Origin of the sequence: Luteimonas sp. S4-F44 (assembly GCF_022637415.1) — a bacterium.
Taxonomy (GTDB): domain Bacteria; phylum Pseudomonadota; class Gammaproteobacteria; order Xanthomonadales; family Xanthomonadaceae; genus Luteimonas.
Map to the genome: position 1 here is coordinate 2,265,493 of NZ_CP093340.1, position 25,082 is coordinate 2,290,574.

Below are 25,082 nucleotides of genomic sequence, written 5' to 3' on the forward strand. Positions count from 1 at the left end.
AACCGGTTTCGAGAGCAGTTGGGAGAGCCCCATAAAAAAGGGCCGCAATCGCTTGCGGCCCTTTTTCGGTGCGCATCGCGCGGGGGTCAGTGTTTGACGCCCGTGCGCCGGCCTTCGCCGCCGTTCTTGGGCACCACCTTCGAACGCGCCTTCTTCGGTTCGGACTTGGCCGAGGGCGGCGGCGGCAGCGGCCGCTCCAGCGCCAAGTCGAGCACCTCGTCGATGTACTTCACCGGCACGATCTTCATGCCCTGGGTCACGTTCTTCGGGATATCGGCCAGGTCCTTGCGGTTCTCCTCGGGGATGATCACGGTCTTGATGCCGCCGCGCAGCGCCGCGAGCAGCTTCTCCTTCAGACCGCCGATCGCGGTCACGCGGCCGCGCAGTGTGATCTCTCCGGTCATCGCCACATCCGCACGCACCGGGATGCGCGTGAGCAGCGAGACCAGCGTCGTGGCCATCGCGATGCCGGCACTGGGACCGTCCTTGGGCGTCGCGCCGTCGGGCACGTGCACATGGATGTCGTGCTTCTGCAGTGTGTCGAGCTCCAGACCGAGCCGCTCGGCCCGCGCGCGCACCACCGACATCGCCGCCGACGCCGATTCCTTCATCACATCGCCCAGCTGGCCGGTCAGCGTCAGCTGCCCCTTGCCCGGCACCTGCGTCGCCTCGATCTGCAGCAGGTCGCCACCGACCTCGGTCCAGGCCAGACCGGTGACCAGACCGACCTCGTTGTCCTGCTCGGCACGGCCGAAATCGAAGCGCTGCACGCCCAGGTACTTGTCGAGATTCTTCTCGGTGACCTTGACCGCCTTGATCGCCTTCGCACCCTTGCCCTTGGTCTGGACCGGACCGGCCAGCGCAATCTCCTTGACCACCTTGCGGCAGACCTTGGCGATTTCGCGCTCGAGATTGCGCACGCCCGACTCGCGCGTGTAGTAGCGCACGATGTCGCGGATCGCGCCTTCGGAGATCGTCAGCTCGGCAGCCTCCAGGCCGTTGGCCTTGAGCTGCTTGGGCAGCAGGTAGCGCGTGGCGATGTTGAGCTTCTCATCCTCGGTATAGCCCGGAATGCGGATGACCTCCATGCGGTCGAGCAAGGGGCCGGGGATATTGAGCGAGTTGGACGTCGCGACGAACATCACCTCCGACAGGTCGAGATCGACCTCCAGGTAGTGGTCGTTGAAGGTGTGGTTCTGCTCGGGATCGAGCACCTCCAGCAGCGCCGAGGCCGGGTCGCCACGGAAGTCCATCGACATCTTGTCGATCTCGTCGAGCAGGAACAACGGGTTCTTGGTACCGACCTTGTTGAGGCTCTGCACGATCCGGCCCGGCATCGAGCCGACGTAGGTCCGCCGGTGGCCGCGGATTTCGGCTTCGTCGCGCACGCCGCCCAATGCCATGCGGGTGAACTTGCGGTTGGTCGCCTTGGCGATCGACTGGCCAAGCGAGGTCTTGCCCACGCCCGGCGGGCCGACGAGGCACAGGATCGCGCCCTTCATCTGCTTGACGCGCGTCTGCACGGCCAGGTACTCGAGGATGCGTTCCTTGACCTTCTCCAGCCCGTAATGGTCGGCGTCGAGCGTGTCCTGGGCGGCCTTGAGATCCTTGCGGACCTTGCTGCGCTTCTTCCACGGCACGCCGAGCAGCCAGTCGAGATAGTTGCGCACGACCGAAGCTTCGGCCGACATCGGCGGCATCTGCTTGAGCTTGTTGAACTCCGCGCGCGCCTTGGCCTCCACCGGCTTGGGCATGCCGGCCGAGGCGATCTTGCGGGCGAACTCCTCGATGTCGTTGGGCGCGTCGTCGATCTCGCCCAGCTCCTTCTGGATCGCCTTCATCTGTTCGTTGAGGTAGTACTCGCGCTGCGACTTCTCCATCTGCGACTTCACGCGGCCGCGGATGCGCTTTTCCATCTGCTGCACGTCGATCTCGCCGTCGACGAAGCCGACCAGCAACTCCAGACGATCGGCGGTATCGGCCGATTCAAGCAGCCGCTGCTTGTCGGCCAGGCGCACGCCCAGGTGCGCGGCGATCGTATCGGCCAGGCGGCCGGGCTCGTCGATGCCAGCCAGCGTCTGCAGCAGCTCCGGCGGCAGCTTGCGGTTGGTCTTGACGTACTGTTCGAACAGGCCCATCAGCGAGCGCGCGATCGCCTCGACCTCGCGCGGCTCGCGCGACTCGACGGCATTCAACGGCACGCCGGTGCCCAGCAATGCGCCTTCGTGCTCGCGGATGTCGCGCAGCGACACGCGCTCGGTGCCCTCGACCAGCACCTTGATGGTGCCGTCGGGCAGCTTGAGCAGTTGCAGCACCTGAGCGAGCGTGCCCACCTGGTAGAGATCATCGGCGCCCGGGTCGTCGATGTCGGCGGACTTCTGCGCGACCAGCAGGATGCGCTTGTCGGCCTCCATCGCCACATCGAGCGCGCGGATCGACTTGTCGCGTCCGACGAACAGCGGGATCACCATGTGCGGGAACACGACGACGTCGCGCAACGGCAGGACCGGGAGATCGTAGGTGTCGGGAGTGGCGCGTGAGCTCATGGGGGTTCCTTGAAAGATCGCGTCCGGCCGGCGGCGCCGGCCCGGCGGCCGGACGAGGCCGCCTGGGGCCAGTCGTTTATGGGGCGCGCGAGCGCCGGATGCAAGCGGGTCGCCCCGCCCCACGCGGAAGCGCCGCGATCTGTCCGATCGCGGCGCTTCGTAGCGGCCTTGGGGCAGGCACCGCAGCTGAACGATGCGGCGGCCGGAACATTTCGTTCCGGGGCGCGATCACTCGCCGGAGGAGGCGACCTTCTGCTCGGCGACCGGGGTCTCGTAGATCAGGTACGGCTCGGACTTGTGCTCGATGACCGATTCATCAACCACGACCTTGCTGACATTCTCAAGCGACGGCAGCTCGTACATCGTGTCGAGCAGCACCGATTCGACGATCGTGCGCAAGCCGCGGGCGCCGGTCTTGCGCTTGATCGCCTTCTTGGCGATCGCCGACAGCGCATCAGGCCGGAACTCCAGCTCGACCCCCTCCATCTCGAACAGCTTGCGGAACTGCTTGCTGATCGCATTCTTGGGTTCGGTCAGGATCTGGATCAGCGCCGGCTCGTCCAGCTCCTCGAGGGTGGCGACCACCGGCAGGCGACCGACGAACTCGGGAATCAGGCCGAACTTGATCAGATCCTCAGGCTCGACATCAGCCAGCACTTTTCCGGTGTCGGCCTTGCGCTGGGAACTCTTGAGCTTGGCGCCGAAGCCGATGCCGCCCGCCTCGGTCGACCGCTGCTGGATCACCTTGTCCAGGCCCGCGAACGCGCCGCCGACGATGAACAGGATGTTCTTGGTGTCGACCTGCAGGAACTCCTGCTGCGGATGCTTGCGACCGCCCTGCGGCGGCACGCTGGCGACCGTGCCCTCGATCAGCTTGAGCAACGCCTGCTGCACGCCCTCACCCGACACATCACGGGTGATCGACGGGTTCTCACTCTTGCGCGAGATCTTGTCGATCTCGTCGATGTAGACGATGCCCTGCTGCGCCTTCTCGGCGTCGTAGTCGCACTTCTGCAGCAGCTTCTGGATGATGTTCTCGACGTCCTCGCCGACATAGCCGGCCTCGGTGAGCGTCGTCGCATCGGCGATCGTGAACGGCACGTTGAGCAGGCGCGCCAGCGTCTCGGCCAGCAGCGTCTTGCCCGAACCGGTCGGGCCGATCAGCAGAATGTTCGACTTGGCCAGTTCGACCTCGTCGTTCTTGCTGCGGCTCTCGATGCGCTTGTAATGGTTGTACACGGCCACGGCGAGCGTCTTCTTCGCGCGCTTCTGGCCGATCACGTACTGGTCGAGCACCTCGAGGATCTCGCGCGGCTTGGGCAGCGAACTACGCGCAGACTGCGCCTTCTCCTCGAGCTCCTCGCGAATGATGTCGTTGCAGAGCTCGACGCACTCATCGCAGATGAACACGCTGGGGCCCGCAATCAGCTTGCGCACCTCATGCTGGCTCTTTCCGCAGAAGGAGCAGTAGAGGATTTTGTTGCTGTCGCCGGAACGACCCTGACGGTCTTCGCTCATGCCTTCGCCAAATCAGTATTGCGGTTACGTTTCGAGAATAGCACAGCGTCCGGCACCGCCCTCATGGGCGGTCCCGGCGCTCGCATGCCTGATGAATCAATGACTTGGAACGTCAGGCAGGGGTGATCGTCTCGTCGGGACGGCGCTCGAGCACCTGGTCGACCAGGCCGTACTCGCACGCGGCCTTGGCGCTCTTGAAGTTGTCGCGCTCGGTGTCGCGGGCGATCGTCTCGATCGGCTGGCCGGTGTGATGGGCCATGATCCCGTTCAACCGCTGCTTCATCGACAGGATCTCCTTGGCATGGATATCGATGTCGGTGGCCTGGCCCTGGAAGCCGCCCAGCGGCTGATGGATCATCACCCGCGAATTCGGCAGCGCGTAGCGCTTGCCCGCCGCGCCCGAGGTCAGCAGCAATGCGCCCATGCTGGCCGCCTGGCCGACGCAGATCGTGCTCACGTCCGGCTTGATGAACTGCATGGTGTCGTAGATCGCCATGCCGGCGGTGACCACGCCACCGGGCGAGTTGATATACAGGTTGATGTCCTTCTCGGGGTTTTCGGCCTCGAGGAACAGCAACTGGGCCACGATCACGTTGGCCATGTGGTCGTCGATGCCGCCGACCAGGAAGATCACGCGCTCCTTCAACAGGCGCGAGTAGATGTCGTACGCGCGTTCGCCGCGGCTGGTCTGTTCGACCACCATCGGCACCAGGTTGAGGGCTTTGGTTTCGATGCTCATCAATCGTTCCATGTCGGAGGGACGCCCGGCCCCGTTGGGCCGGACGGACGGACGCCGCTTACCCCTGGGGGGCGATGGCGTCCTGGAAGGACAGCGGCTGCTCGGTGTGCTGGGCGCGCTCGGCGATCCAGTCGATCACCTGCTCTTCCATCACGCGGTTCTGCAGCCCCGACATCAGCTGGGGGTCGTTGCGGTACATCTCAATGACCTGCTGCGGCTCTTCGTAGGTCGAGGCGATCAGGCGCATGGTCTCGTTCACGCGCTTGGGATCAAGCTTGAGCTCGTTGCGGCGCGCGACTTCGCCCACCAGCAGCCCGACCAGCACGCGCTTGCGCGCCGGCTCCATGAAGCCGGTGTGCGCGTCCTCGCCCACGTTCGGGTTCTGGCCGTTGCGACGGGCCTGCTCGATGGTCTGGCGCAGCAGCGACCGGGCCTCGGCCTCGACCAGCTTGGGCGGCAGTTCGACGTGCGCGAACGCGGCGACCAACTGCTCGCCGACTTCGCGGCGCAGGCGGTTCATCAGCGCGCCCTTGAGCTCGCGCTCCAGGTTGCTGCGGATCTCGGTGCGGAACTGGTCCATCTCGCCGCTCTTGACGCCGAAGCTGCGGATGAACGCCGCATCGACCTCGGGCAGCTGCTGCTCGGAGACCTGCTCGATCTTGACGTGCACGGTGGCCTGCTTGCCGGCCAGCTGCGGCACGCGCCAATCCTGCGGGAAGCTGACCTCGATCGCCTTCTCCTCGCCCTTCGACAGGCCGACCAGCGCCTCCTCGATCTGCGGGAACATCGCGCCCGAGCCGAGCACGGTGACGCCGCGCTCGGCACCTTCGGCCGGCAGGCGCTCGTCGCCGATCTGCGACCAGGTCTCGACATCGACCGCGTCGCCGGTCTGCGCGCCGCGCGTGACCGCGCTCCAGCTGCGGCGCTGCAGGCGCAGGTTCTCGATCATGCGATCGATGTCGTCCTCGGCCACCTCGGCGGTGTGACGCACGACCTGGAGCTTCTCCAACTCGATGTCGCCGAAATCAGGAACGACCTCGAATGTGGCGGTGAAGGCCAGTTCGCCCGCGTCCGGGGCGTCGGACGGCGCGATCTGCGGCTGGCCGGCCAGGCGCAGCGCGTTCTCGCGCACGCCCTGGTCGAAGCCCTCGCGCAGCAGACCCTCCAAGACCTCGGCACGGACCTGCTCGCCGAACCGCTGCTCGACGACCTTGGCCGGCACCTTGCCAGGCCGGAATCCCTTGAGCCGCGTGGTCCGCGCGATCTCGCGCAGACGGCCAGCGACCTGGGTCTCCAGGCGTTCGGATGGCACACGGAACGTCATCCGGCGTTCCAGGGTGCCCAGCGATTCGACCGAAACTTGCATATCCACTCCTGCGCTGCGGACGGCGCCGCACGACTCTGACTTGTTGGGAAATTGGTTCCGACGGCGGCGGCCGCCCGCGACCTGCGCGGCTGGCGACGGAACGGCGTAGTTTGGCCGATTCGGGGGCCGGCCGCCACCGGGCGGCGCGCCAGGGGTGTGAGCCGGGCGGTCAGGGGGAGTCGAGGCCCGGCTGGACCGGACGTGATATTGGTTGGAGTGAAAGCGGCCCGGGACCGGAAGGCAGAGGCGCTTGGGCCCTGCCGCCAAGGTCGCAGGGTCACGACCCTGGCGCGCGACGGCGCTGCTCCCGACTCTCTTGAAAAGCCCGCGGCGTCACGATCCGGGCGCAACGGCGCGCCCTGCTCCCAACGCTCTCTCCTGAAAAGCCCGCTGCGTCATGATCCCCACGCGCGCGAGCGCGTTGCTCACCGGGGAAGCCTCGAACAGCCTGCGGCGTCACGATCCGGGCGCGCGACGGCGCGCCCTGCTCCCAACTCTCTCCTGAAAAGCCTGCGGCGTCACGATCCCCACGCGCGAGCGCGCGTTCCTCACCGGGGAAGCCTCGAACAGCCCGCGGCGTCACGATCCGGGCGCGCGACGGCGCGCCCTACTCCCAACTCTCTCCTGAAAAGCCTGCGGCGTCACGATCCCCACGCGCGAGCGCGCGTTCCTCACCGGGGAAGCCTCGAACAGCCCGCGGCGTCACGATCCGGGCGCGCGACGGCGCGCCCTGCTCCCAACTCTCTCCTGAAAAGCCTGCGGCGTCACGATCCCCACGCGCGAGCGCGCGTTCCTCAATGCCTGCCGCTTTGGGTTCCACCTGGGCTGGTGCGAAAGGCGGGACTCGAACCCGCACGCCTTGCGGCACTGGTACCTAAAACCAGGGCGTCTACCAATTCCGCCACTTTCGCTCCGTGTCCGGCTGGCGGACGGCGGCATCGTAGTCGATCCCAGCCTCCACGCCCATCCCGCCCCTATGTCCAAACGAAAAACGCCCGGCGGTGCCAGGCGTTCTTCCTAACTGGTGGGCCGTCAAGGGTGAGCCCGGGCGGCTTGCGAACCACTGGTTCGCGCCCGGGCGAACGCCATGCGCGCTGCGCATGGCCGGACCTGCGCAGCAGGCGAACCACAGGTTCGAATCCCACGACCAAGCACCCAAACGAAGAACGCCGGCGATGCCGGGCGCTTTTCGTAAACTGGTGGGCCGTCAAGGGTGAGCCCGGGCCGCTTGCGAACCACTGGTTCGCGCCCGGGCAAATGCCATGCGCGCTGCGCATGGCCGGACCTGCGCAGCAGGCGAACCGCAGATTCGAATCCTGCGACCAAGCACCCAAACGAAGAACGCCCGGCGGTGCCGGGCGTTCTTCGTAACTGGTGGGCCGTCAAGGATTCGAACCTTGGACCTATTGATTAAGAGTCAACTGCTCTACCAACTGAGCTAACGGCCCGATGAAGCGGGCGCGCATTGTAATACCGCCTTGCGCGCCGATGCAACACCCGACGGGTATCGCATCTTGTTGAAACGGTGGGGTGGCTGAGGGGATTCGAACCCCCGACCACTGGAATCACAATCCAGTACTCTAACCAACTGAGCTACAGCCACCACAGATCCGTATCGCCTGGCGACCTAAGGGGCACCCGGCGGCCGCGCATTCTATCCCGAAACGCATGGCAACGACATGCCTTCGAAACGACCCGCGCGGCGGGCGCGCATTGTAGCGCGGCACCGACCGAAATGGCAGCGCCTTGGTGGCGCTATCGGCCTGCGCCGCCGCGCCACGAATGCGCGTCATGCCCGCCTGTGCGTCGATCTGCTCACGCACCTCCCATGCACGCGCGGCAACAACGCCCCTGGCGCGGGCAAAGGCCGCACCGATCCTCGACCACCTCGAACCGCAGCCTGACGACACGCTGATCCTCAAGCCGCGGCATTCGGCGTTCCACCAGACCGCCCTGCATTTCATCCTGGAGACCCGCGGGATCCGCCGCCTTCTGCTCACCGGCGTTTCGACCGAGGCCTGTGTCCTCGCCACGGCGCTGGATGCGCGCATGCTGGAGATCGACGTGGCGGCGGTGTCGGACTGCGTCGCCGCGAGCAGCGTGCAACGCCACCGGGACGGGCTCGCGGTGCTGCGGCACTTCGAGCTCCCCGTCGTGCGCGCGAGCGCGGCGATGCGTGTCTTCGACCGCGACTGAAGCTGACGAGCACCAAGTCACGCGTCGGGCTGGACGGTGCGGCACTGGGGTGCACGCGTGCAACATCGTCACATCCATTCAGCGATGTCGCCGGGATCCTCACGGCCTGGTCGCGAACCCAACCGCCATGTTGCGGGTTCGTTTCCACCGTGGTCGCACATGCCTCACCGGAATCTCGACACCCTGTTTTCTGCCTGGGAAGGCGAACTTGCACTGCTCTTGGAAGCGAAGCCTGGGATCGAAGAGTTCTGGCAGCACTGGCGCGAGCGTGAAGCGGTGATCGAACGATTTGTCACGCCCGAACTCGCCGTCTTTGCGGATGCCGCGTTCGACCGGTTGGAGGCGCTGGCCGAAGCGCAAGGCTACGGCAGCCGCCCGCGTGGCACGACACCGACCTGCGCTGTGGATGCGGCTGACACGCCCACCGCACCCGACACGCATTCAACACGCTGAAAGACTGCCCATCGCACGCGCGGCGCGCGTTCACGGTGGCGTGTGCCCATTGCGGTGATGGCACGCGTCTCACGCGCGGTGCCATCACGTTGTCTCCGCAATGTGCACGCTCGGCGCCATATCGCATTGCACCACGCGCGCATTGCGCAGATCACTTTGCAGACATCACGCTCAACGGCGCCCGCGACCTCACGCATCCCCGACGATGCGCTCCTTAAACAGGACCGTCCGGTCCCACAAGAGAGCTTGCAATGGCAGTCAAGACGCTCGAAGAGTTGTTCATCCACGAACTCTCGGACACCCATTCGGCCGAGCGCCAGATGGCGAAGGCACTGCCGCGCCTGGCGCGTGCGGCCGCCAACCCGAAGCTGGCGGCCGCGTTCGAAACGCATCTGGAAGAGACCAATCTGCAGATCGAGCGCCTCGACCGCGTCGTCGAGTTGCTGGACACGCGCCTGAAGCGCATCAAATGCGCGGCGATGGAAGGCTTGGTCGAGGAGAGCAAAGAAGTCATCGACTCGATCGACAAGGGCCCGCTGCGCGACGCCGCGCTGATCGGCGGTGCGCAGAAGGTCGAGCACTACGAGATCGCCTCCTACGGCACGCTGTGCGCGCTCGCCAAGCAGCTCGGTTACACCGATGCGGCCAAGCTGCTGCACGAGACGCTGGCCGAGGAGAAGGCCACCGACGAGAAGCTGACGCTGCTGGCCGAACACGGCGGCAACCAGGCGGCGGCCGAGAACACCTGATCGCGGAGACGGGCCTGACGCAACGCCGGCCCATGGCGTCGCGCTTCGACGCGCGCGCCCCAGGCCTGACGACCGGCATGCGCGCTAGGCGCGCCGAGTTGTGTGGAGAATTGTTTGGGGCGCTCGGCCGGCGAACCGTAAGCCATTGATGCAATGGCGCGCCCGACAGGAATCGAACCTGTAACCCCCGACTTAGAAGGTCGGTGCTCTATCCGGTTGAGCTACGGGCGCCCGCGGGACACGTTGCGACCGGGCTCGCCGGGTGGTCGGGGTAGAGGGATTCGAACCCCCGACATCCTGCTCCCAAAGCAGGCGCGCTACCAGACTGCGCTATACCCCGCCGGAATCGAGCGGTCGAATCGCCCGCCGGCAGGCCGGAGGACCCAGGCATTGTCGGAAGGCGCAGCCGCGCTGTCAACGCGCCGCCCAGCCGCCGCGGTGTATCCTGCCGGGCGATCCAAACATGAACCACCAGGGGCTTATTCGATGCGCAGCGGCAATCCCACTCTTCAGGAATCGACCTTCCTCGACCTCGCCAGCGGCAGTGTCGTCACCCGCGACAGCGAGGCGATGACGCTCAATGGCACGGTCAACAAGACCGGCCTGCTGCTCCTGCTGGCGGTATTGACGGCCGCCTTCGCGTGGACCCAATCGGTCGCCCCGGACGGCACGCCGACGGCCAGCTTCGGCCTCTATGCCTGGGGCGGCGCGATCGGCGGCCTGATTCTGGCGCTGGTTACGGTGTTCAAGAAGACCTGGGCACCGGTCACCGCACCGATGTACGCGCTGGTCGAAGGCTGCTTCCTCGGCGCGATCTCGGCAATGTTCGAGGCGCGTTTCCCGGGCATCGTGATGCAGGCGGTGATGCTGACCTTCGGCACGCTGTTCGCGCTGCTGGCGGTGTACCGCAGCGGCCTGATCAAGGCGACCGAGAACTTCAAGCTCGGCGTGGCGGCCGCCACCGGCGGCATCGCACTGGTCTACCTGGCCACGATCGTGCTGGGTCTGTTCAACATCCAGGTGCCGCTGATCCACGAGTCGGGCCTGGTCGGCATCGGTTTCAGCCTGTTCGTGGTCGTGGTCGCTGCGCTGAACCTGGTGCTGGATTTCGACTTCATCGAGACCGGCGTCGAGCACGGGGCGCCGAAGTACATGGAGTGGTACGGCGCGTTCGGCCTGATGGTCACGCTGGTGTGGCTGTACGTGGAGTTCCTCCGCCTGCTGGCGAAGTTGCAGTCGCGCGACTGAGCCTCCACGCGCCGGGGATCGCACCCCTGGACGACAGAAACGACAAGGGCGCCGAACGGCGCCCTTGTCATGTAGACCTGCCGGCGACCTCAGAGTCGCGAGGCGATCGCTTGCGCAAAGCCCATCGTGGTGCCGGTGCCGCCCAGGTCCGGCGTCACGCGGTCCTTCGCGTCGAGCGTGGCGACGATCGCGCCGCGCAGCCGCTGCGCCTGCTCGGGCAGCGCCAGGTGGTCGAGCATCTGCGCGGCGGCCAGCAGCAGCGCGCAGGGATTGGCCACACCCTTGCCGGCGATGTCCGGCGCCGAGCCGTGCACCGCCTCGAAAATCGCCGCGTCCTTACCGATGTTGGCGCCCGGGGCCAGGCCCAGGCCGCCGACCAGACCGGCGCACAAGTCGGAGATGATGTCGCCGAACAGGTTCGTGGTCACGATGATGTCGAACTGTTCGGGACGCATCACCAGCTGCATGCAGGTGTTGTCGACGATCATCTCGTTGGCCTCGATCTCCGGATAGTCGGCCGCGACTTCGCGGGCGACTTTCAGAAACAGGCCCGAGGTGCTCTTGAGGATGTTGGCCTTGTGGACGATCGTGACCTTCTTGCGACCGGTCTTGCGCGCCAGCTCGAACGCGTAGCGCACGATGCGCTCCGAGCCCTTGCGGGTGATGCGGGTGATCGACACCGCGGTCTCGCCGTCGGCCGACACCTCCTGGCCTTCGCTGATGTACGAGCCTTCGGTGTTCTCGCGGATCGTGATCAGATCGACACCGCTGGAAAAGCGCGAGCGGGTGTTGGGGAACGAGGTCGCCGGGCGGACATTGGCGTAGAGATCGAACTGGCGACGCAGTTCGACGTTGATCGAGCTGAAACCACCGCCCACCGGCGTGGTCAGCGGGCTCTTGAGCGCGACCGCATTGCGGCGGATCGAATCGAGCGTCGCGGCCGGCAGCAGTTCGCCGTGCTTGTCGAGCGCCATCAGGCCGGCGTCGGCGTCCTCGTACTTAAGACCCAGCTGCATCGCGTCGAGCACGTGCAGCGTGGCGTCCATGATTTCCGGGCCGATACCGTCGCCGCGGATAACCGTAATCGTGTGCGTCATGTCGGGGGGAGATCCCTGCGCAGGGGACGCCGCGCAGCGCGCGGCGCCAGGGTGAAATGAAGGAAGAAAACCGCCGTATTATGCCCGATGCGCGCAGACGGCCCCAAACCGGGGGCTCGCACGCACGCGGCGCGCGGCGGGTCAACCGTGGTCGTGACCGGCGGGCGCGGCGGCCTCGCCCTGCTCCAGCCGGTCGAGGAAATCGACCGCGCGGCGCAGGTGCGGGATGACGATGCTGCCGCCTACGACCAGGCCCACCGAGAACGTCTCGAACAGTTCCTCGCGGCTCGCCCCCGCGTCCTTGCACTGGGCAACGTGGTAGCTGATGCAGTCGTCGCAGCGCAGCACGAGCGACGCCACCAGTCCCAGCAACTCCTTGGTCTTCACGTCGAGCGCGCCGGCCTGGTAGGTCTGGGTGTCGAGCGCGAAGAAGCGCCGTACCACCTGGTTGGGCTCGGCGAGAATGCGCTCGTTCATGCGCTTGCGGAACGCGGTGAACTCGGCGAGCCGGTCGCTCTCGCCTTCGGTCTGGGCGCTGCTCACGAAGCCGCGCCCTCGACCAGCGGCAGAAAGCCGCCCTGGCGGTGCAGCGCCATCATGTCGTCGTAGCCGCCGACGTGGGTCTGGCCGACGAAGATCTGCGGCACGCTGGTGCGGCGCGCACGCTCGACCATGCGCTGGCGCTCGTCGGCATCCAGGTCCACGCGCACTTCGCGCCACGACAGGCCCTGGCTCTTGAGGAAGTTCTTCGCGGCCGCGCAGTAGCCGCAGATCGCGCTGGTGTACATGACGATCTCCGGCGCCGCCGGGTCGGGGGTTGGGCTGGTCAAGTCGGTCTCCGGGGAAACTTGTGCCGCCATTGTCGGTCAAAGCCGGGTCATGGGGCGATGATGTCGCAACCACCGCGTGCCGTCGGCTTAACATGGGATTCACGCCCGTGCCCGAGCCCGCCGGCATGCTGGTTGCGCGGCCCCGCCCCTCCGACTCCGAGCCGATGCCCACGATCCGACCTCGCCGCTCTTCCTTCCGCGTCCGGCTGCTGCCATCGGCGATCGCGCTGACGCTGGTCGCCGCGTCCATCGGCGCGCCGGCCCAGGACACCCGGTTGCCGGACATCGGCTCGTCGGCCGGCACGGTGCTCAGCCCCGCCAAGCAGTCGGAGTACGGGCAGATGCTGCTGGCGCAGCTGCGGCACTACAACTACGTACTCGAGGACCCCCTGGTCGAGAACTGGCTGCGCGCCACCGGCACGCGCTTGGCGGCGTCGAGCGACCGGCCGCAGCAGCCTTTCACCTTTTTCATGATGCGCGACCGCAGCATCAATGCCTTCGCGACGCTCGGCGGCTACATCGGCATGAACGCCGGCCTGGTGCTGGCGGCCGAGAGCGAGGACGAGGTCGCCGCGGTGCTGGCGCACGAGATCGCGCACGTAACCCAGTCGCATGTGCTGCGTGGCGTCGAGCGCGCCCAGCGCGACCAGGTGCCGATGCTGCTGGCGATGCTCGGCGCGATCGCGGTGGCCTCGCAGAGCAGCAGCAGTTCTTCCGATGATGCCGCAATGGCGGTACTGGCCGGTGCCCAGGGCCTGGCCCTGCAGCGCCAGATCGACTACACCCGTTCCAACGAATCCGAGGCCGATCGGCTCGGTATCCGCACATTGGCGCGCAGCGGCTACGACCCCGATGCCATGGCCTCGATGTTCGAACGCATGCAGGCGGTCTCGCGCACCAATCAGGGCGGCGAACGCGAGCGGCTGCCCGACTATCTCAAGACCCATCCGGTCACCACGACCCGAATCAGCGAGGCGCGCGACCGCGCCGAGCGCATGGCCCGCGACACCGTGCAGGTCACCACCACGACCCCGCAGGGCTCGCGGGTGGAGCGCGTGCCGGTGGACGGCACGCCCGAGGCGCCGTTGCGCGCGCTCGACAACCCGCTGCTGCCGGCCGCCCTGCGCCTGCCGCCCGGCGCCACCGGCGGCACCGATCCGGTGCAATTCGGCTGGGCGCGCGAGCGGTTGCGCGTGCTCAGCGCCAATACCCCGGCCCAGGCGATCCGCGAATACGAGGCGATGCGCCGCAGCGGTAGCCTGACCGATGCCCAGCGCTACGGGCTGGCCTTCGCCCGCCTGCGCGCCAACGAGGCCGAGGTCGCCGCGCGCGAGCTCTCGACTCTGCTCGACGCCTACCCCGGCGATGTCTGGCTGTCGCTGGGCATGGCCGAGGCCGATGCGCGAATGGGCCGCGCCGCGGCCGCCGACCAGCGTCTGGAGGCGCTGGTCGAGCGGATGCCGCGCAACCCGGCGGTCGTGCTGAGCTACGCGACCTTGCTGCTCGAGCGCGACTCGGCCGAATCCGGGCGCCGCGCCCAGGCGCTGCTGCGGCCGTTGCTCAACGGCTCGAGCGACGACCCCGCGTTCCAGCGTGCGTTCGCCCGCGCCAGCGAGATGGCCGGCGACCCGGTGCGGGCGGGCGAGGCCTGGGCCGAGGCGGCGTTCCTGGGCGGCCGCGCGGAACAGGCGCTGATCCAGCTCAACACGCTCAAGAAGCGCGACGACCTGGACTACTACGCCCGGGCGCGGATCGATGCGCGGATCGCCGCGATCACGCCGATGGTGCTGGAACTGCACCGCCAGGGCGTCCGTGACGAGGATCTGCGTCGACGCTGACGGGCGTGTCCCAAGCCGGCAGGCGCGCGCCCACACCGGCGCCTGCTGCGGCAGACCAGAGCCGCGGGCGCGCCGACAGGCTCGGCCGCCCCTGTCACCGGACCGTCATAAAACTGTCGTGTAATGAGGCTCCCCGGTCCTAACGGAAGGCTCCATGCAGAAGCGCATCCTCATCGTCGATGACGAACCGGCGATCCGCGACATGGTCGCGTTCGCGCTGCGCAAGGGCGAATTCGAGCCGATGCACGCGGGCGACGCCCGCGAGGCCCAGTCGGCGATCGTCGACCGCGTGCCCGACCTGATCCTGCTCGACTGGATGCTGCCCGGCACCAGCGGCCTGGAACTGGCCCGACGCTGGCGCAAGGACGCGCTGACGCGCGACATCCCGATCATCATGCTCACCGCACGCGGCGAGGAGAACGATCGCGTGGGTGGGCTTGAGGCCGGTGTCGACGACTATGTGGTCAAGCCGTTCTCGGCGCGCGAGTTGCTGGCGCGTATCCGCGCGGTGATGCGCCGGGCGCGCGACGACGACGAGGACGGCAGCGTGACGGTCGGCACGCTGCGCATCGACGGCGCGGCGCACCGGGTGTTCGCCAGCAACGAACCGGTCCAGATCGGCCCGACCGAGTACCGCTTGCTGCATTTCTTCATGACCCATCCCGAGCGCGTCTACAGCCGCTCGCAACTGCTCGATCACGTCTGGGGCGGCAGCGTCTATGTCGAGGAGCGCACGGTCGATGTGCACATCCGCCGGCTGCGCAAGACGCTCGAGCCCAGCGGACTGGACGGCATGGTGCAGACGGTCCGCGGCGCCGGCTACCGGTTCTCGGCGTCGGTGTGAGGCCCGCTCTGCGCGGCGCGTGCGTGCCGCCTGCGGTCGCCCTGCCCCGCGGCGACACCGCATCACGCCCTCGCAGACCTGCCCGCCTACATTGCCTAGACTTGCCGCCATGCCCCCTCGTCTCCACGCCGCCTGGACCCGCACGCTGTTGCAGCTCGGGGCCGTGCTTGCGGGCGCGACGCTCATCGGCGCCCTCGCCGGTCAGGCATGGATGGCGCTGGCGCTGGCCGCGCTGGGCGTGATTGCCTGGCACGCGTGGAAGCTCTACGCCCTGTTGCGGCGGCTGACCTCGCGCAGCCGAGTGCCACCGCCGCAAGGCGACGGGGTCTGGCAGGAAACCGACCGGCTGCTGCACCGCGGCCAGCAGGACATGCGCAACCGCAAGCGGCGCCTGATCGCGATGCTGCGCGCATACCGCGCGGTCGCCGCGGCGCTGCCCGATGCGGTCGTGGTGGTCGAGCGCAACAGCCAGCGGGTGCAGTGGGTCAACCGCGCGGCGACGACACTGCTCGGCCTGCAGATGCCACGCGACGTCGGCCGCCCGGTCGGCGCGGCACTGCAGCCGCTGCCGCTGGCGCACTGGCTGGCCCAGGGCCGGCGCGCGGAACCGCTGCTGGACGTGCCCTCGCCGTTCTCGTCGGGCACCCGGCTGGAACTGCGGCTGATCCCCTATTCAGACGATCTGTGGCTGCTGCTGGTGCGCGACGTCACGCGCATGGTGCGGTTGGAGCAGATGCGCCGCGATTTCGTCGCCAACGTCTCGCACGAACTGCGCACGCCGCTGACCGTGGTCCACGGCTACCTGGACATGCTCGACCCGGAGGAGCAGCCCGAATGGGCGCCGATGCTGCAGGAGATGCAGCGCCAGTCGCAGCGCATGACCCAACTGGTCGAGGACCTGCTCACGCTGTCGCGGCTGGAAGCGCAGGAAGGCGTCGGCGACGAGATCGTGTCGATGGCCTCGATGCTGGCCTCGCTGCGCCGGGAACTGGAGATGCTCAGCCAGGGCCGGCATGCGATCGAGGTCGAGGATGCATCGGACACCGACCTGGTCGGCTCGACCCGCGAACTGCACAGCGCGTTCTCCAACCTGGTCAGCAACGCCGTGCGCTACACGCCGCCGGGCGGGCGCATCACGATCCGCTACGCCCCCACGCGCGACGGCGGCGTCGCGCTGTCGGTGGACGATTCGGGCTACGGCATCCCGGCCGCGCACCTGCCACGCATCACCGAGCGCTTCTACCGGGTCTCGACCAGCCGTTCGCGCGAGTCGGGTGGCACCGGGCTGGGGCTGGCGATCGTCAAGCACGTGCTGCATCTGCACCAGGCGCGCCTGGAGATCGACAGCGAGGTCGGGCGCGGCAGCCGCTTTGCCTGCCATTTCGTCGCCGAGCGCGTCCGCGCGCGCGACGCCCATGTCACAGGAGCCTTCGGATGAGTCGTCCCCCCGCTCCCGGCAAGCCACTGCGTCCGCGCCGGCCGGCGCGCAACGCAGGACGCGACGCCGGGCCGCCGCCGCAGATCGCAGGCGATCCGCTGCTCGATCCAGCGCTGTATCTCAACCGCGAACTGTCGCAGCTCGACTTCAACTTCCGGGTGCTGGCCCAGGCGCTCGATGAGACGGTGCCGCTGCTCGAACGAGTGAAGTACCTGTGCATCTCGTGCACCAACCTCGACGAGTTCTTCGAGATCCGCGCCGCGACCGTCCGCCACGCGCAGGACTTCGGCATGCCGCTGCCGCCCGACGGTCTGCCGCCGGCGACGGTGCTCAAGCGCATCCACGAGCGGGCCGCCGCGCTGGTCGAGGCGCAGTACACCTGCTGGAACCAGATCCTGCGCCCGGCGTTGGGTGCGACCGGTGTGCGGATTCTCGGCCGCGATACCTGGACGGCACGGCAGAAGCGCTGGCTGCGGGCGTACTTCCGCGAAGAAGTGATGCCGGTGCTTTCGCCGCTCGGGCTGGACCCCGCGCACCCGTTTCCCAAGATCCTCAACAAATCGCTCAACATCGTCGTGGTGCTCAAGGGCAAGGACGCGTTCGGCCGGATCGGCAATCTGGCGATCGTCCGCGCACCGCGCTCGCTGCCGCGCATCATCCAGTTGCCCGAGCGCGTGTCGGGCGGCGAATACGACTTCGTGTTCCTGTCGGCGGTACTGTCGGAGTTCGTGCATGAACTGTTCCCCGGCATGGACGTGCGCGGCGCCTACCAGTTCCGGGTCACCCGCAACTCGGAGCTGATCGTCGACGAGGAGGAGGTCGAGAACCTGGCGCTGGCGCTGCGCGACGAACTCGCCGGCCGTGGCTATCTGCGCGCGGTGCGACTGGAGATCGCGGCCAACTGTCCCAAGGCGATCGTGCGCACGCTGCTGCAGAACTTCGACCTGCCCGAGAACGCGGTCTACCGCATCGACGGACCGGTCAACCTCAACCGCGTCAGCCAGATCTTCGACCTGGTGCAGCGTCCGGATCTGAAGTTTCCGACGTTCCAGCAGCGCCAGTTGCCGGGCAACGACGCGATGTTCGAGACGGTCGCCGATGGCGACGTGCTGTTGCATCACCCCTTCGATTCCTTCGCGCCGGTACTCGAACTGATCAAGCAGGCGGCGGAAGACCCGAACGTACTGGCGATCAAGCAGACGCTCTACCGCACCGGCAAGGATTCGGCGATCGTCGAGCACCTGGTCACTGCCGCGCGCAACGGCAAGGACGTCACGGTCGTGGTCGAGCTGCGCGCACGGTTCGACGAGGAAGCCAATCTCGGTCTCGCCGACCGGCTGCAGGAGGCCGGCGTGCAGGTGGTCTACGGCGTGGTCGGCTTCAAGACTCACGCCAAGATGCTGCTGATCGTGCGCCGCGAGGGCCGCAAGCTGCGCCGGTATGTGCACCTGGGCACCGGCAACTACCACGCCGGCACAGCACGCGCCTACACCGACTTCGGACTGATCACCGCCGACCCGCAGATCGGAAACGACGTGCACCTGATCTTCCAGCAGCTCTCGGGGCTGGCGCCGGCGATCGAGCTTGAGCGCCTGCTGCAATCGCCGTTCACGCTGCAGCCCGGCATCATCGCGAGGATCGAGCGCGAGACCCGGCACGCCGCGCAGGGCCGCCCGGCGCGGATCGTGGCCAAGATGAACGCGCTCAACGAGCCGCAGGTGATGCGCGCGTTGTACGCGGCCTCGCAGGCGGGGGTGAAGATCGAACTGATCGTGCGCGGCGCCTGCGCGCTGCGGCCCGGCGTGCCCGGCGTGTCGGACAACATCCGGGTGCGTTCGATCGTCGGGCGGTTCCTGGAACACCATCGCGTGTACTGGTTCGCCAACGATGGCGATCCGGAACTGTTCTGCGCCAGTGCCGACTGGCTGGAGCGCAACCTGCTGCGGCGCGTGGAGACCTGCTTTCCGATCCTCGATCCCCAGATCGCGACCCGGGTGCGCACCGAATCGCTGGACAATTATCTGGCCGACAACATCAACGCCTGGGAGCTGCGCGAGGACGGCAGCTACGTGCGGCTTGCACCCGAGGGCGATGCGATGCCGCACTCGGCGCAGGGCTGGCTGCTCGCACGGCTGTGCGGCTGACGCGACCGCGATCGGCCGGCGCTCGCTGCGCCGTGACGTGCGGCATCGCGCACACCGTCACGGTTTGCGCGCCCGCGGCATGCTTTACCATGCGCACTTCCCACCACCGCCACGTGGCGCCGCGCGCGTCGCGCCACGCAGGACCGTGATGACCGGACAGGACACGCTCGCACTCGCCGATGCGCTGACGCCGCCGATCGAGGACGGCGACATGCTCGCCGCGATCGACCTGGGATCCAACAGTTTCCACATGATCGTCGCCCGCTACACGCTGGGCCAGCTGCGCGTGGTCGACCGACTTCGTGAGACCGTGCGACTGGCCGAAGGCCTGGATGCGCGCGGCGGGCTGGATGCGGACGTGCGCCAGCGCGCGTTGCAATGCCTGTCGCGCTTCGGCCAACGCATCCGTGACATCCCGCCGCAGCACGTGCGGGCACTGGCCACGCACGCCGTGCGCCGGCTGGCCGCACCGCAGGCTTTCCTGGTACCGGCCGAGACCGCGCTGGGCCATGCGATCGAGATCATCGCCGGCCGCGAGGAGGCGCGCCTGATCTACCTGGGCGTCGCCCACGCACAGCCGCCCAAGCCGGGCCACCGCCGGCTGGTCATCGACATCGGCGGCGGCTCGACCGAATGCATCATCGGCAGCGGCTTCGACGCCCTCGAGCGCGAGAGCCTGCAAGTGGGCTGCATCGCTAGCACGCGGCGCTTCTTCGCCAACGGCAAGCTGACCCGGCGCCGCTGGCGCGAGGCGCTGGCCGAAGTCGCCGCCGAGTTCCAGCAGTTCGCCAGCACCTACCGCGCGCTCGGCTGGCAGGAAGTCGTCGGCGCCTCGGGCACCAACAAGGCGATCGGCGAGATCTGCGCGGCGATGAAGCTGACTAAGGGCGCGGTGACCGCAGAGGCGTTGCCGGTCGTGCGCGACCGCCTGCTGCAGGCCGGCCACATCGATGCGATCGACCTGCCCGGCTTGTCGGAGGACCGCCGGCCGATCATCGCCGGCGGCGTGCTCGTGCTCGAGGCCGCATTCGAGGTGCTGGGCATCGAGCGCATGCACGTCAGCAAGGCGGCGATGCGCGAAGGCGTGCTGCACGACATGCTCGGCCGCCGCGGCGAGGCCGACCCGCGCGAGACCTCGATCGAGGCGCTGGTGCAGCGCTACGGCATCGACGGCGCCCATGCGGCGCGGGTGGAGGCGACCGCATTGCGGCTGTTCGACCAGGTCGCGCGGCCGTGGCAGCTCGACGGCGACGACCTGCGCATGCTGGCCTGGGCGGCGCGCGTGCACGAGATCGGCCTGGTCATCGCGCATAGCCAGTACCACGTCCACGGCGCCTACGTGCTGGCACATTCGGACATCGCCGGCTTCTCGCGCCAGGAGCAACAGTTCCTGGCCGCGCTGGTGCGCTGCCACCGCCGCAAGGTGCCCAAGTCGGCCTTCGACGCCCTGCCCGACCGCCTGCTGCGCCAGGCCCGCTACACCGCCGCCCTGCTGCGGCTGGCGGTGCTGCTGCACCGCAGCCACGAGCCCGACGAGATTCCGCAGCTGCAGGCCAGCGTCTACGGCGACGCGTTGCGGCTGCAGGTCTCTCGCCATTGGCTCGAGGCCCGGCCTCTGCTGCGCGTGGATCTGGAATGCGAGCCCGAGCACATCGGCGCGCTCGGCGTGAAGCTGGTGCTGGCCGCCGAGTAGACGCAACGCGCGCCGGGCTGCCTGCACCGGGACCGTCCGCCTGCCACTGTCACCGTTCTGTCGCCGCGCGGTCATGGCGCGGGCATCTCGCGCCGCGATCATCGCCGCAGCCACGGCAGCGGGACCGAACGATGCGCTACGCGATCGTCACCGACACCTACACGCCCGACCTCAACGGGGTGGCGCTGACCCTGCAGGCCTACGTCGCCGGCCTGCGCGCCCGCGGCCATGCGGTCGAGGTGATCCGGCCCCACCCGCCGGGTGGGCTTGCAAGCGAAAGCGACGCGGGCCCGGTGCGGGTCCGCGGGCTGCGTCTGCCGCGCTATCCCACACTGCGCGTCGGGTTGCCGGTCCAGGCACGCCTGCAGGTGGCCTGGCGTGCGCAACGCCCGGATGCGGTCTACGTCGCGACCGAAACCCTGCTCGGCGGCTCGGCGATCCGCGCCGCGCGTACGCTTGGCATCCCGGTTGTCACCGCACTGCACACCCGCTTCGACCTGTACATGGCCGACTACGGCCTGCGCGCGCTGGCCCCGTTGGCGCTGGCGTGGATGCGGCGCTTCCACGGCGGCGCCGATGCCACGGTGGTCGCGACCCAGGCGCTCGCCGCCTGGCTGCAGGCCCAGCGCATCGGCCATGCGGTGGTGCTGCCGCGCGCGGTGGATTGCACGCAGTTCGATCCGGCGCGGCGCGACCCGGCGCTGCGCGCGAGCTGGGGCATTCCGCCGGACGGACTGGCGGTGATCCATGTCGGCCGGCTCGCGGCCGAGAAGAACCTGCCGCTGGCGATTCATGCCTTCCGTCTGCTGCAGCAGCAGCGGCCCGATGCGCGGATGGTGCTGGTCGGCGACGGGCCCCTGCGCGAGACACTCGCGCGTGCCCATCCCGACCTCGTGTTCGTCGGCGCGCGGCGCGGCGAGGCGCTCGGCCGGCATTTCGCCAGCGCGGACCTGTTTCTGTTCCCCAGCCGCAGCGAGACCTTCGGCAATGTCGTCCTCGAGGCCATGGCCAGCGGCGTGCCGCAGGTGGCCTTCGACCTGGGCGCGGCCTCCGAGCACCTGGTCGATGGCCTGCACGGCGCCCGGGTCGCAGACGATGCACATGGCGACGCGGCCTTCGTCGCCGCAGCGCTGCGGCTGGCCCAGAACGACGCCGACCGCGAGGCGATGGCCCGCGCCGGTCGCCGGGCGATGCAACGGCTGACGCCGGCCCAGGTCGCTGCCGAACTCGATGCGCTGCTGGCCGCGCCGCGCGCGCGCGCGGCCTCTGTTCCCGTCCGACAGGCCGATCGTCATGCACACCGCGCCGCGTAGCCGTCTGCATCTCCACGACGTGGGCTGGTGCCTGCGCGCCAACCGCGCCTGCACCCGCCTGTGGCTCCGCCGCGGCTTTGCGACCGTCAGCCGGCTCGGCGACGGCGTGTTCTGGTATGGGTTGATGACTGCGTTGGTGGTGCTCGACCGCCTCGACGGCGCGCTCGCAGCCGCGCACATGGCGGCCACCGGCGCGGTGGCCCTGCTGCTGTACCGTCGCCTGAAGCGCTGGACCAGGCGTCCGCGGCCATTCGCCGCGGACGTGCGCATCCGCGCCTGGGTCGCGCCGCTCGACGAGTTCAGCTTTCCGTCCGGCCATACCCTGCATGCGGTCGCGTTCTCGACTGTAGCCATCGCGCACTACCCGGTACTGGCCTGGCTGCTGGTGCCGTTCGCGGCCGCGGTCGCGGCCTCGCGTGTGGTGCTCGGCCTGCACTACCCCAGCGACGTGCTCGCCGCGACCGCGATCGGCGGCGCATTGGGCGCGGTCTCGCTGTGGGTGGCCGGGCTCTGAGCGCGTCCGCCTCACCGGCACATCGCGAGCCGGCAGTCCAGAAACGACGCAACCGCGGACCGAAGCCCGCGGTTGCGTGGTGTGCGCCTGACGCGTGTCAGCGATCGGGCAGCGGCGGCGGCGTGGCGGTCGCCGGTGCGTCCGACAGTGCGTACCAGTCCAGGAGCCGGGTCGTGAGCATGATCGCCGCCAGGATCGCGAACAGCAGGCCGGCCCCGAGCACCAGCGCGTTGTCCTCGGAGATCAGCAGACCGTAGAGCGCGGCGTACAGGATCGCCAGCATCCCGGCGAAACCGGCGACCCAGGCGCGGCTGCGCAGCACCGACGACAGGTAGACGCCGATCAGGCCGATGCAGGCGACGCTGGCGGCCAGGTACGACCAGCCGAACCCGATGCGCTCCGACAGGCCGATCAGCAGCAGGAAGAAGATCGCCAGCGCCAACCCGACCATCGCGTACTGGATCGGGTGGATGCGCAGGTGCCGCAGCATCTCGAACAGCAAGAACCCGGCGAAGGTCAGCAGCACGAACAGCACGCCGTACTTGCTGGCGCGATCGGCGCGCACGTAGGCATCCACCGGATCGACCAGCGCGATACCGAGCGCGTCGATCCCCGCCTCGCCGTTCTCGCGCAGCATCGCCGCCGGCGCAGGGCCGCGCACAGGGCGAAGCCGCTGACGTCCGGCAGCCCGACATCCAGGATGGCCAGATCGAAGGTCTCGGCGGCCGCCGCGGCGAGCGCCGTGCGGCCGTCCAGGCAATGCCGTACCTGGTGGCCCTCGGCGCGCAATGCGTAGGCAACGGTGTCGGCGATGGCGGGCTCGTCCTCGACGAGCAGGATGCGGGACATGGCGCGGCGCGAGTGTAAACCGCGCACAGCATACGGCGTGGCCCGTCGCGCGCCGCTACCCTATGCCGATGAACTATCGCCACGCCTTCCATGCCGGCAACCACGCCGACGTCCTCAAGCACGTCGTGCTGCTGGCGATCTGCGACGCGCTGGCAGTGAAACCGGCGCCCTGCTTCGCGCTCGACACCCACGCCGGCGCCGGACTCTACAGCCTGGTCGACGACCCGGCCCGCCGGACCGGCGAGGCCGACGCGGGCATCGGCCGCCTGCAGGCCGCGCGCCCGGCCGCGGCGGCGGTCGTCCGCTACCTGGACGCGGTCGCGGCCTGCCGCGCCGCGCACGGCGCCGACGCCTACCCGGGCTCGCCCTGGCTGCTCGCCCATGCCCTACGCGCGCAGGACCGCATCGCCTGCTGCGAGATCGAGCCAGGCGCATTGGCCGCGCTGCGCCTGGCAGTCGGCCGCGACCCGCGCGTGGCGGTGCATGCACGCGACGGCTACGAGGCCTGTCGGGCGTTGCTGCCGCCGCGGCACGGCGCGCAGAAGTTCGCCCGCGGCCTGGTATTGATCGATCCGCCTTACGAGGCGCAACGCGCGGAGTTCGACACCGCCCTGCTCGCCATGCGCGATGCCCTGGCGCGTTGGCCGCAGGCGGTCCAGGCGCTGTGGTATCCGATCAAACAGCGGCGCACGCTCGCCCCGTTCCTGCGCGCCGCGGGCCGGCTCCAGAGCCGCTCGACTCTGGTGGTGGAACTGCTGGTCCGAGGCGACGACTCGCCGCTGCGGATGAACGGCAGCGGTTTGCTGCTGATCGACCCGCCCTGGGCGCTGGCCGATACCCTCGCGCCGGCGCTCGACGCCTTGCGCGGCACCCTGGGCGAGGCTGGCGCCGACACCCGCCTGCACTGGCTACGCGAACCGGCCTGAGCACTGCAGGTTGTGGCGGGTAGACCAGCGGCTGGCGTCCTGCCTTCACGGTACCTGAATCGCGGAGTTAGGTATGGTCGGCGCCACCCTCCCAGCCCGACCTTCGATGACCGCACGCAACCGCCTCCCTCCCTGGCACGAGGAAATCCGTCTCGCGAACGGCCGCCAGGTGTTGATCCGGCCGATTCGTCCCGCCGATGCCGAACCGCTGCGCGCGGCCTTCGCGTTGCTGGAGCCCGATGAGGTCCGCCAGCGCTTCCTGTACGCCAAAACGGAGCTGTCGCCCGAAACCGCGCTCCGTCTGACCCAGCCCAACCCCAAAACGGAGTTCGTGCTGGTCGCCGCCGAGCCGATGACGCCCGGCGAGGCGCTGGTGGGCGCGGTGGCGCGCGCGGCGATCCTGCCCGGCACCCGGCACGCCGAGTTCCACATCCTGGTCAGTCACTACGTCGCCGGCATGGGGCTGGGGCGCCATCTGATGCGGCGCCTGGTGCGCTGGGCCAAGGGCAAGCGCCTGGACCGGCTGTACGGTGATGTGCTCGAAGAGAACGAGCCGATGCGCGCGCTGGCCAAGTCGCTCGGCTTCCAGCAGACCGGCGGCGAAGCGCCGGGCATGATCCGGGTCTCGCTGGACCTCAAGCGCAGCGCCCCGGAAAGCATCGGCGCCCAGGCGCCGCATCTGCCGCTGGGCTGACGCCCGCCGCGGTGGCGTCGCATCGCCGGGACATCCCGGCGATCGCGGCGTCGCCGAGCCGCGCGCTGTCTCAGGCCGCGAGACCGC

The 25,082-nt window shown here is 68.7% G+C and carries 21 protein-coding genes, 5 tRNA genes and 1 pseudogene; 13 read left to right on the forward strand and 14 right to left on the reverse strand.

The features are described 5' to 3' along the window. Positions 1-86: 86 nt before the first annotated feature. From lon to MNO14_RS10445, 7 genes are all read right to left on the reverse strand, one after another. On the reverse strand, positions 87-2,546 hold the full coding sequence (lon, locus tag MNO14_RS10415) for an endopeptidase La (protein ID WP_241943690.1): 2,460 nt from the start codon (positions 2,544-2,546) through the stop codon (positions 87-89). A gap of 228 nt (positions 2,547-2,774) precedes the next feature. Then, positions 2,775-4,064: an ATP-dependent Clp protease ATP-binding subunit ClpX gene (gene clpX, locus MNO14_RS10420; RefSeq protein WP_241943691.1), complete on the reverse strand. Its 1,290-nt coding sequence runs from the start codon at positions 4,062-4,064 to the stop codon at positions 2,775-2,777. Between the two features lie 112 nt (positions 4,065-4,176). Further along, positions 4,177-4,803, reverse strand: coding sequence for an ATP-dependent Clp endopeptidase proteolytic subunit ClpP (clpP, locus tag MNO14_RS10425; RefSeq protein ID WP_241943692.1), 627 nt, complete (start codon positions 4,801-4,803; stop codon positions 4,177-4,179). A gap of 58 nt (positions 4,804-4,861) precedes the next feature. Further along, entirely contained in the window at positions 4,862-6,169 is a 1,308-nt protein-coding gene (tig, locus tag MNO14_RS10430) for a trigger factor (RefSeq protein WP_241943693.1), read from the reverse strand. An 826-nt stretch (positions 6,170-6,995) separates the two neighbouring features. Further along, positions 6,996-7,080 (reverse strand) — tRNA-Leu (locus MNO14_RS10435). A 461-nt stretch (positions 7,081-7,541) separates the two neighbouring features. Continuing rightward, positions 7,542-7,617 (reverse strand) — tRNA-Lys (locus MNO14_RS10440). Positions 7,618-7,695: 78 nt separating this feature from the next. Further along, positions 7,696-7,772: transfer RNA gene (locus tag MNO14_RS10445), tRNA-His, on the reverse strand. A gap of 188 nt (positions 7,773-7,960) precedes the next feature. Between MNO14_RS10445 and MNO14_RS10450 the strand changes: the two genes are divergently transcribed. The 3 genes from MNO14_RS10450 to MNO14_RS10460 all read left to right on the forward strand — a co-directional run bounded on the left by MNO14_RS10450 (position 7,961) and on the right by MNO14_RS10460 (position 9,567). After that, entirely contained in the window at positions 7,961-8,365 is a 405-nt protein-coding gene (locus MNO14_RS10450) for an isochorismatase family cysteine hydrolase (RefSeq protein WP_241943694.1), read from the forward strand. A 159-nt stretch (positions 8,366-8,524) separates the two neighbouring features. Further along, positions 8,525-8,818, forward strand: a complete 294-nt coding sequence (locus tag MNO14_RS10455; protein ID WP_241943695.1) for a hypothetical protein — start codon at positions 8,525-8,527, stop codon at positions 8,816-8,818. Positions 8,819-9,069: 251 nt separating this feature from the next. Then, on the forward strand, positions 9,070-9,567 hold the full coding sequence (locus MNO14_RS10460; RefSeq protein WP_241943696.1) for a DUF892 family protein: 498 nt from the start codon (positions 9,070-9,072) through the stop codon (positions 9,565-9,567). A gap of 154 nt (positions 9,568-9,721) precedes the next feature. Here the strand turns inward: MNO14_RS10460 and MNO14_RS10465 are convergent. Both MNO14_RS10465 and MNO14_RS10470 read right to left on the reverse strand, forming a co-directional pair. Continuing rightward, positions 9,722-9,798 (reverse strand) — tRNA-Arg (locus MNO14_RS10465). A 32-nt stretch (positions 9,799-9,830) separates the two neighbouring features. After that, positions 9,831-9,907: transfer RNA gene (locus MNO14_RS10470), tRNA-Pro, on the reverse strand. Positions 9,908-10,053: 146 nt separating this feature from the next. On the opposite strand from MNO14_RS10470, the gene MNO14_RS10475 reads away from it, so the two are divergent. Further along, positions 10,054-10,815 carry a Bax inhibitor-1/YccA family protein gene (locus MNO14_RS10475; protein WP_241943697.1) on the forward strand — a complete coding sequence of 254 codons (762 nt, stop codon included), beginning with the start codon at positions 10,054-10,056 and terminating at the stop codon, positions 10,813-10,815. 89 nt (positions 10,816-10,904) lie between these two features. Here MNO14_RS10475 and MNO14_RS10480 read toward each other — a convergent pair whose 3' ends face one another. From MNO14_RS10480 to grxC, 3 genes are all read right to left on the reverse strand, one after another. Continuing rightward, positions 10,905-11,912 carry an isocitrate dehydrogenase gene (locus MNO14_RS10480; RefSeq protein ID WP_241943698.1) on the reverse strand — a complete coding sequence of 336 codons (1,008 nt, stop codon included), beginning with the start codon at positions 11,910-11,912 and terminating at the stop codon, positions 10,905-10,907. Positions 11,913-12,053: 141 nt separating this feature from the next. Next, positions 12,054-12,389: a carboxymuconolactone decarboxylase family protein gene (locus tag MNO14_RS10485; protein ID WP_241946318.1), complete on the reverse strand. Its 336-nt coding sequence runs from the start codon at positions 12,387-12,389 to the stop codon at positions 12,054-12,056. A 62-nt stretch (positions 12,390-12,451) separates the two neighbouring features. After that, positions 12,452-12,700: a glutaredoxin 3 gene (gene grxC / locus MNO14_RS10490; protein ID WP_183425979.1), complete on the reverse strand. Its 249-nt coding sequence runs from the start codon at positions 12,698-12,700 to the stop codon at positions 12,452-12,454. A 206-nt stretch (positions 12,701-12,906) separates the two neighbouring features. Here grxC and MNO14_RS10495 point away from each other — a divergent pair, with 206 nt between their 5' ends. From MNO14_RS10495 to MNO14_RS10525, 7 genes are all read left to right on the forward strand, one after another. Continuing rightward, a complete protein-coding gene (locus tag MNO14_RS10495; RefSeq protein WP_241943699.1) occupies positions 12,907-14,580 on the forward strand; it encodes a M48 family metalloprotease in 1,674 nt (557 codons plus the stop codon). Positions 14,581-14,734: 154 nt separating this feature from the next. Further along, on the forward strand, positions 14,735-15,424 hold the full coding sequence (gene phoB, locus MNO14_RS10500) for a phosphate regulon transcriptional regulator PhoB (protein WP_241943700.1): 690 nt from the start codon (positions 14,735-14,737) through the stop codon (positions 15,422-15,424). A gap of 109 nt (positions 15,425-15,533) precedes the next feature. Continuing rightward, the gene (gene phoR, locus MNO14_RS10505) at positions 15,534-16,862 is read left to right on the forward strand and encodes a phosphate regulon sensor histidine kinase PhoR (protein WP_241943701.1); all 1,329 of its coding nucleotides are present in this window, start codon (positions 15,534-15,536) and stop codon (positions 16,860-16,862) included. Then, positions 16,859-19,006 carry a polyphosphate kinase 1 gene (ppk1, locus tag MNO14_RS10510; protein ID WP_241943702.1) on the forward strand — a complete coding sequence of 716 codons (2,148 nt, stop codon included), beginning with the start codon at positions 16,859-16,861 and terminating at the stop codon, positions 19,004-19,006. The genes phoR and ppk1 overlap by 4 nt, the downstream gene beginning before the upstream one ends. 148 nt (positions 19,007-19,154) lie before the next feature. Beyond that, the gene (gene ppx, locus MNO14_RS10515; RefSeq protein WP_241943703.1) at positions 19,155-20,699 is read left to right on the forward strand and encodes an exopolyphosphatase; all 1,545 of its coding nucleotides are present in this window, start codon (positions 19,155-19,157) and stop codon (positions 20,697-20,699) included. A 131-nt stretch (positions 20,700-20,830) separates the two neighbouring features. Beyond that, positions 20,831-22,012: a glycosyltransferase family 1 protein gene (locus tag MNO14_RS10520; RefSeq protein ID WP_241943704.1), complete on the forward strand. Its 1,182-nt coding sequence runs from the start codon at positions 20,831-20,833 to the stop codon at positions 22,010-22,012. Further along, complete coding sequence (locus MNO14_RS10525; RefSeq protein ID WP_241943705.1) at positions 21,993-22,526, forward strand: phosphatase PAP2 family protein; 534 nt, start codon at positions 21,993-21,995, stop codon at positions 22,524-22,526. The genes MNO14_RS10520 and MNO14_RS10525 overlap by 20 nt, the downstream gene beginning before the upstream one ends. Positions 22,527-22,623: 97 nt before the next feature. Here the strand turns inward: MNO14_RS10525 and MNO14_RS10530 are convergent. After that, positions 22,624-23,130 (reverse strand): annotated as a pseudogene (locus MNO14_RS10530) (inner membrane CreD family protein); the annotation flags it as partial. Continuing rightward, positions 23,043-23,375: a response regulator gene (locus tag MNO14_RS16690; RefSeq protein ID WP_343226387.1), complete on the reverse strand. Its 333-nt coding sequence runs from the start codon at positions 23,373-23,375 to the stop codon at positions 23,043-23,045. The gene MNO14_RS16690 and the pseudogene MNO14_RS10530, both read right to left, overlap by 88 nt. A gap of 68 nt (positions 23,376-23,443) precedes the next feature. Here MNO14_RS16690 and rlmJ point away from each other — a divergent pair, with 68 nt between their 5' ends. Further along, positions 23,444-24,301 carry a 23S rRNA (adenine(2030)-N(6))-methyltransferase RlmJ gene (rlmJ, locus tag MNO14_RS10540; protein WP_241943706.1) on the forward strand — a complete coding sequence of 286 codons (858 nt, stop codon included), beginning with the start codon at positions 23,444-23,446 and terminating at the stop codon, positions 24,299-24,301. 106 nt (positions 24,302-24,407) lie between these two features. Then, positions 24,408-24,995 carry a GNAT family N-acetyltransferase gene (locus tag MNO14_RS10545; RefSeq protein ID WP_241943707.1) on the forward strand — a complete coding sequence of 196 codons (588 nt, stop codon included), beginning with the start codon at positions 24,408-24,410 and terminating at the stop codon, positions 24,993-24,995. Positions 24,996-25,082: the final 87 nt, after the last annotated feature.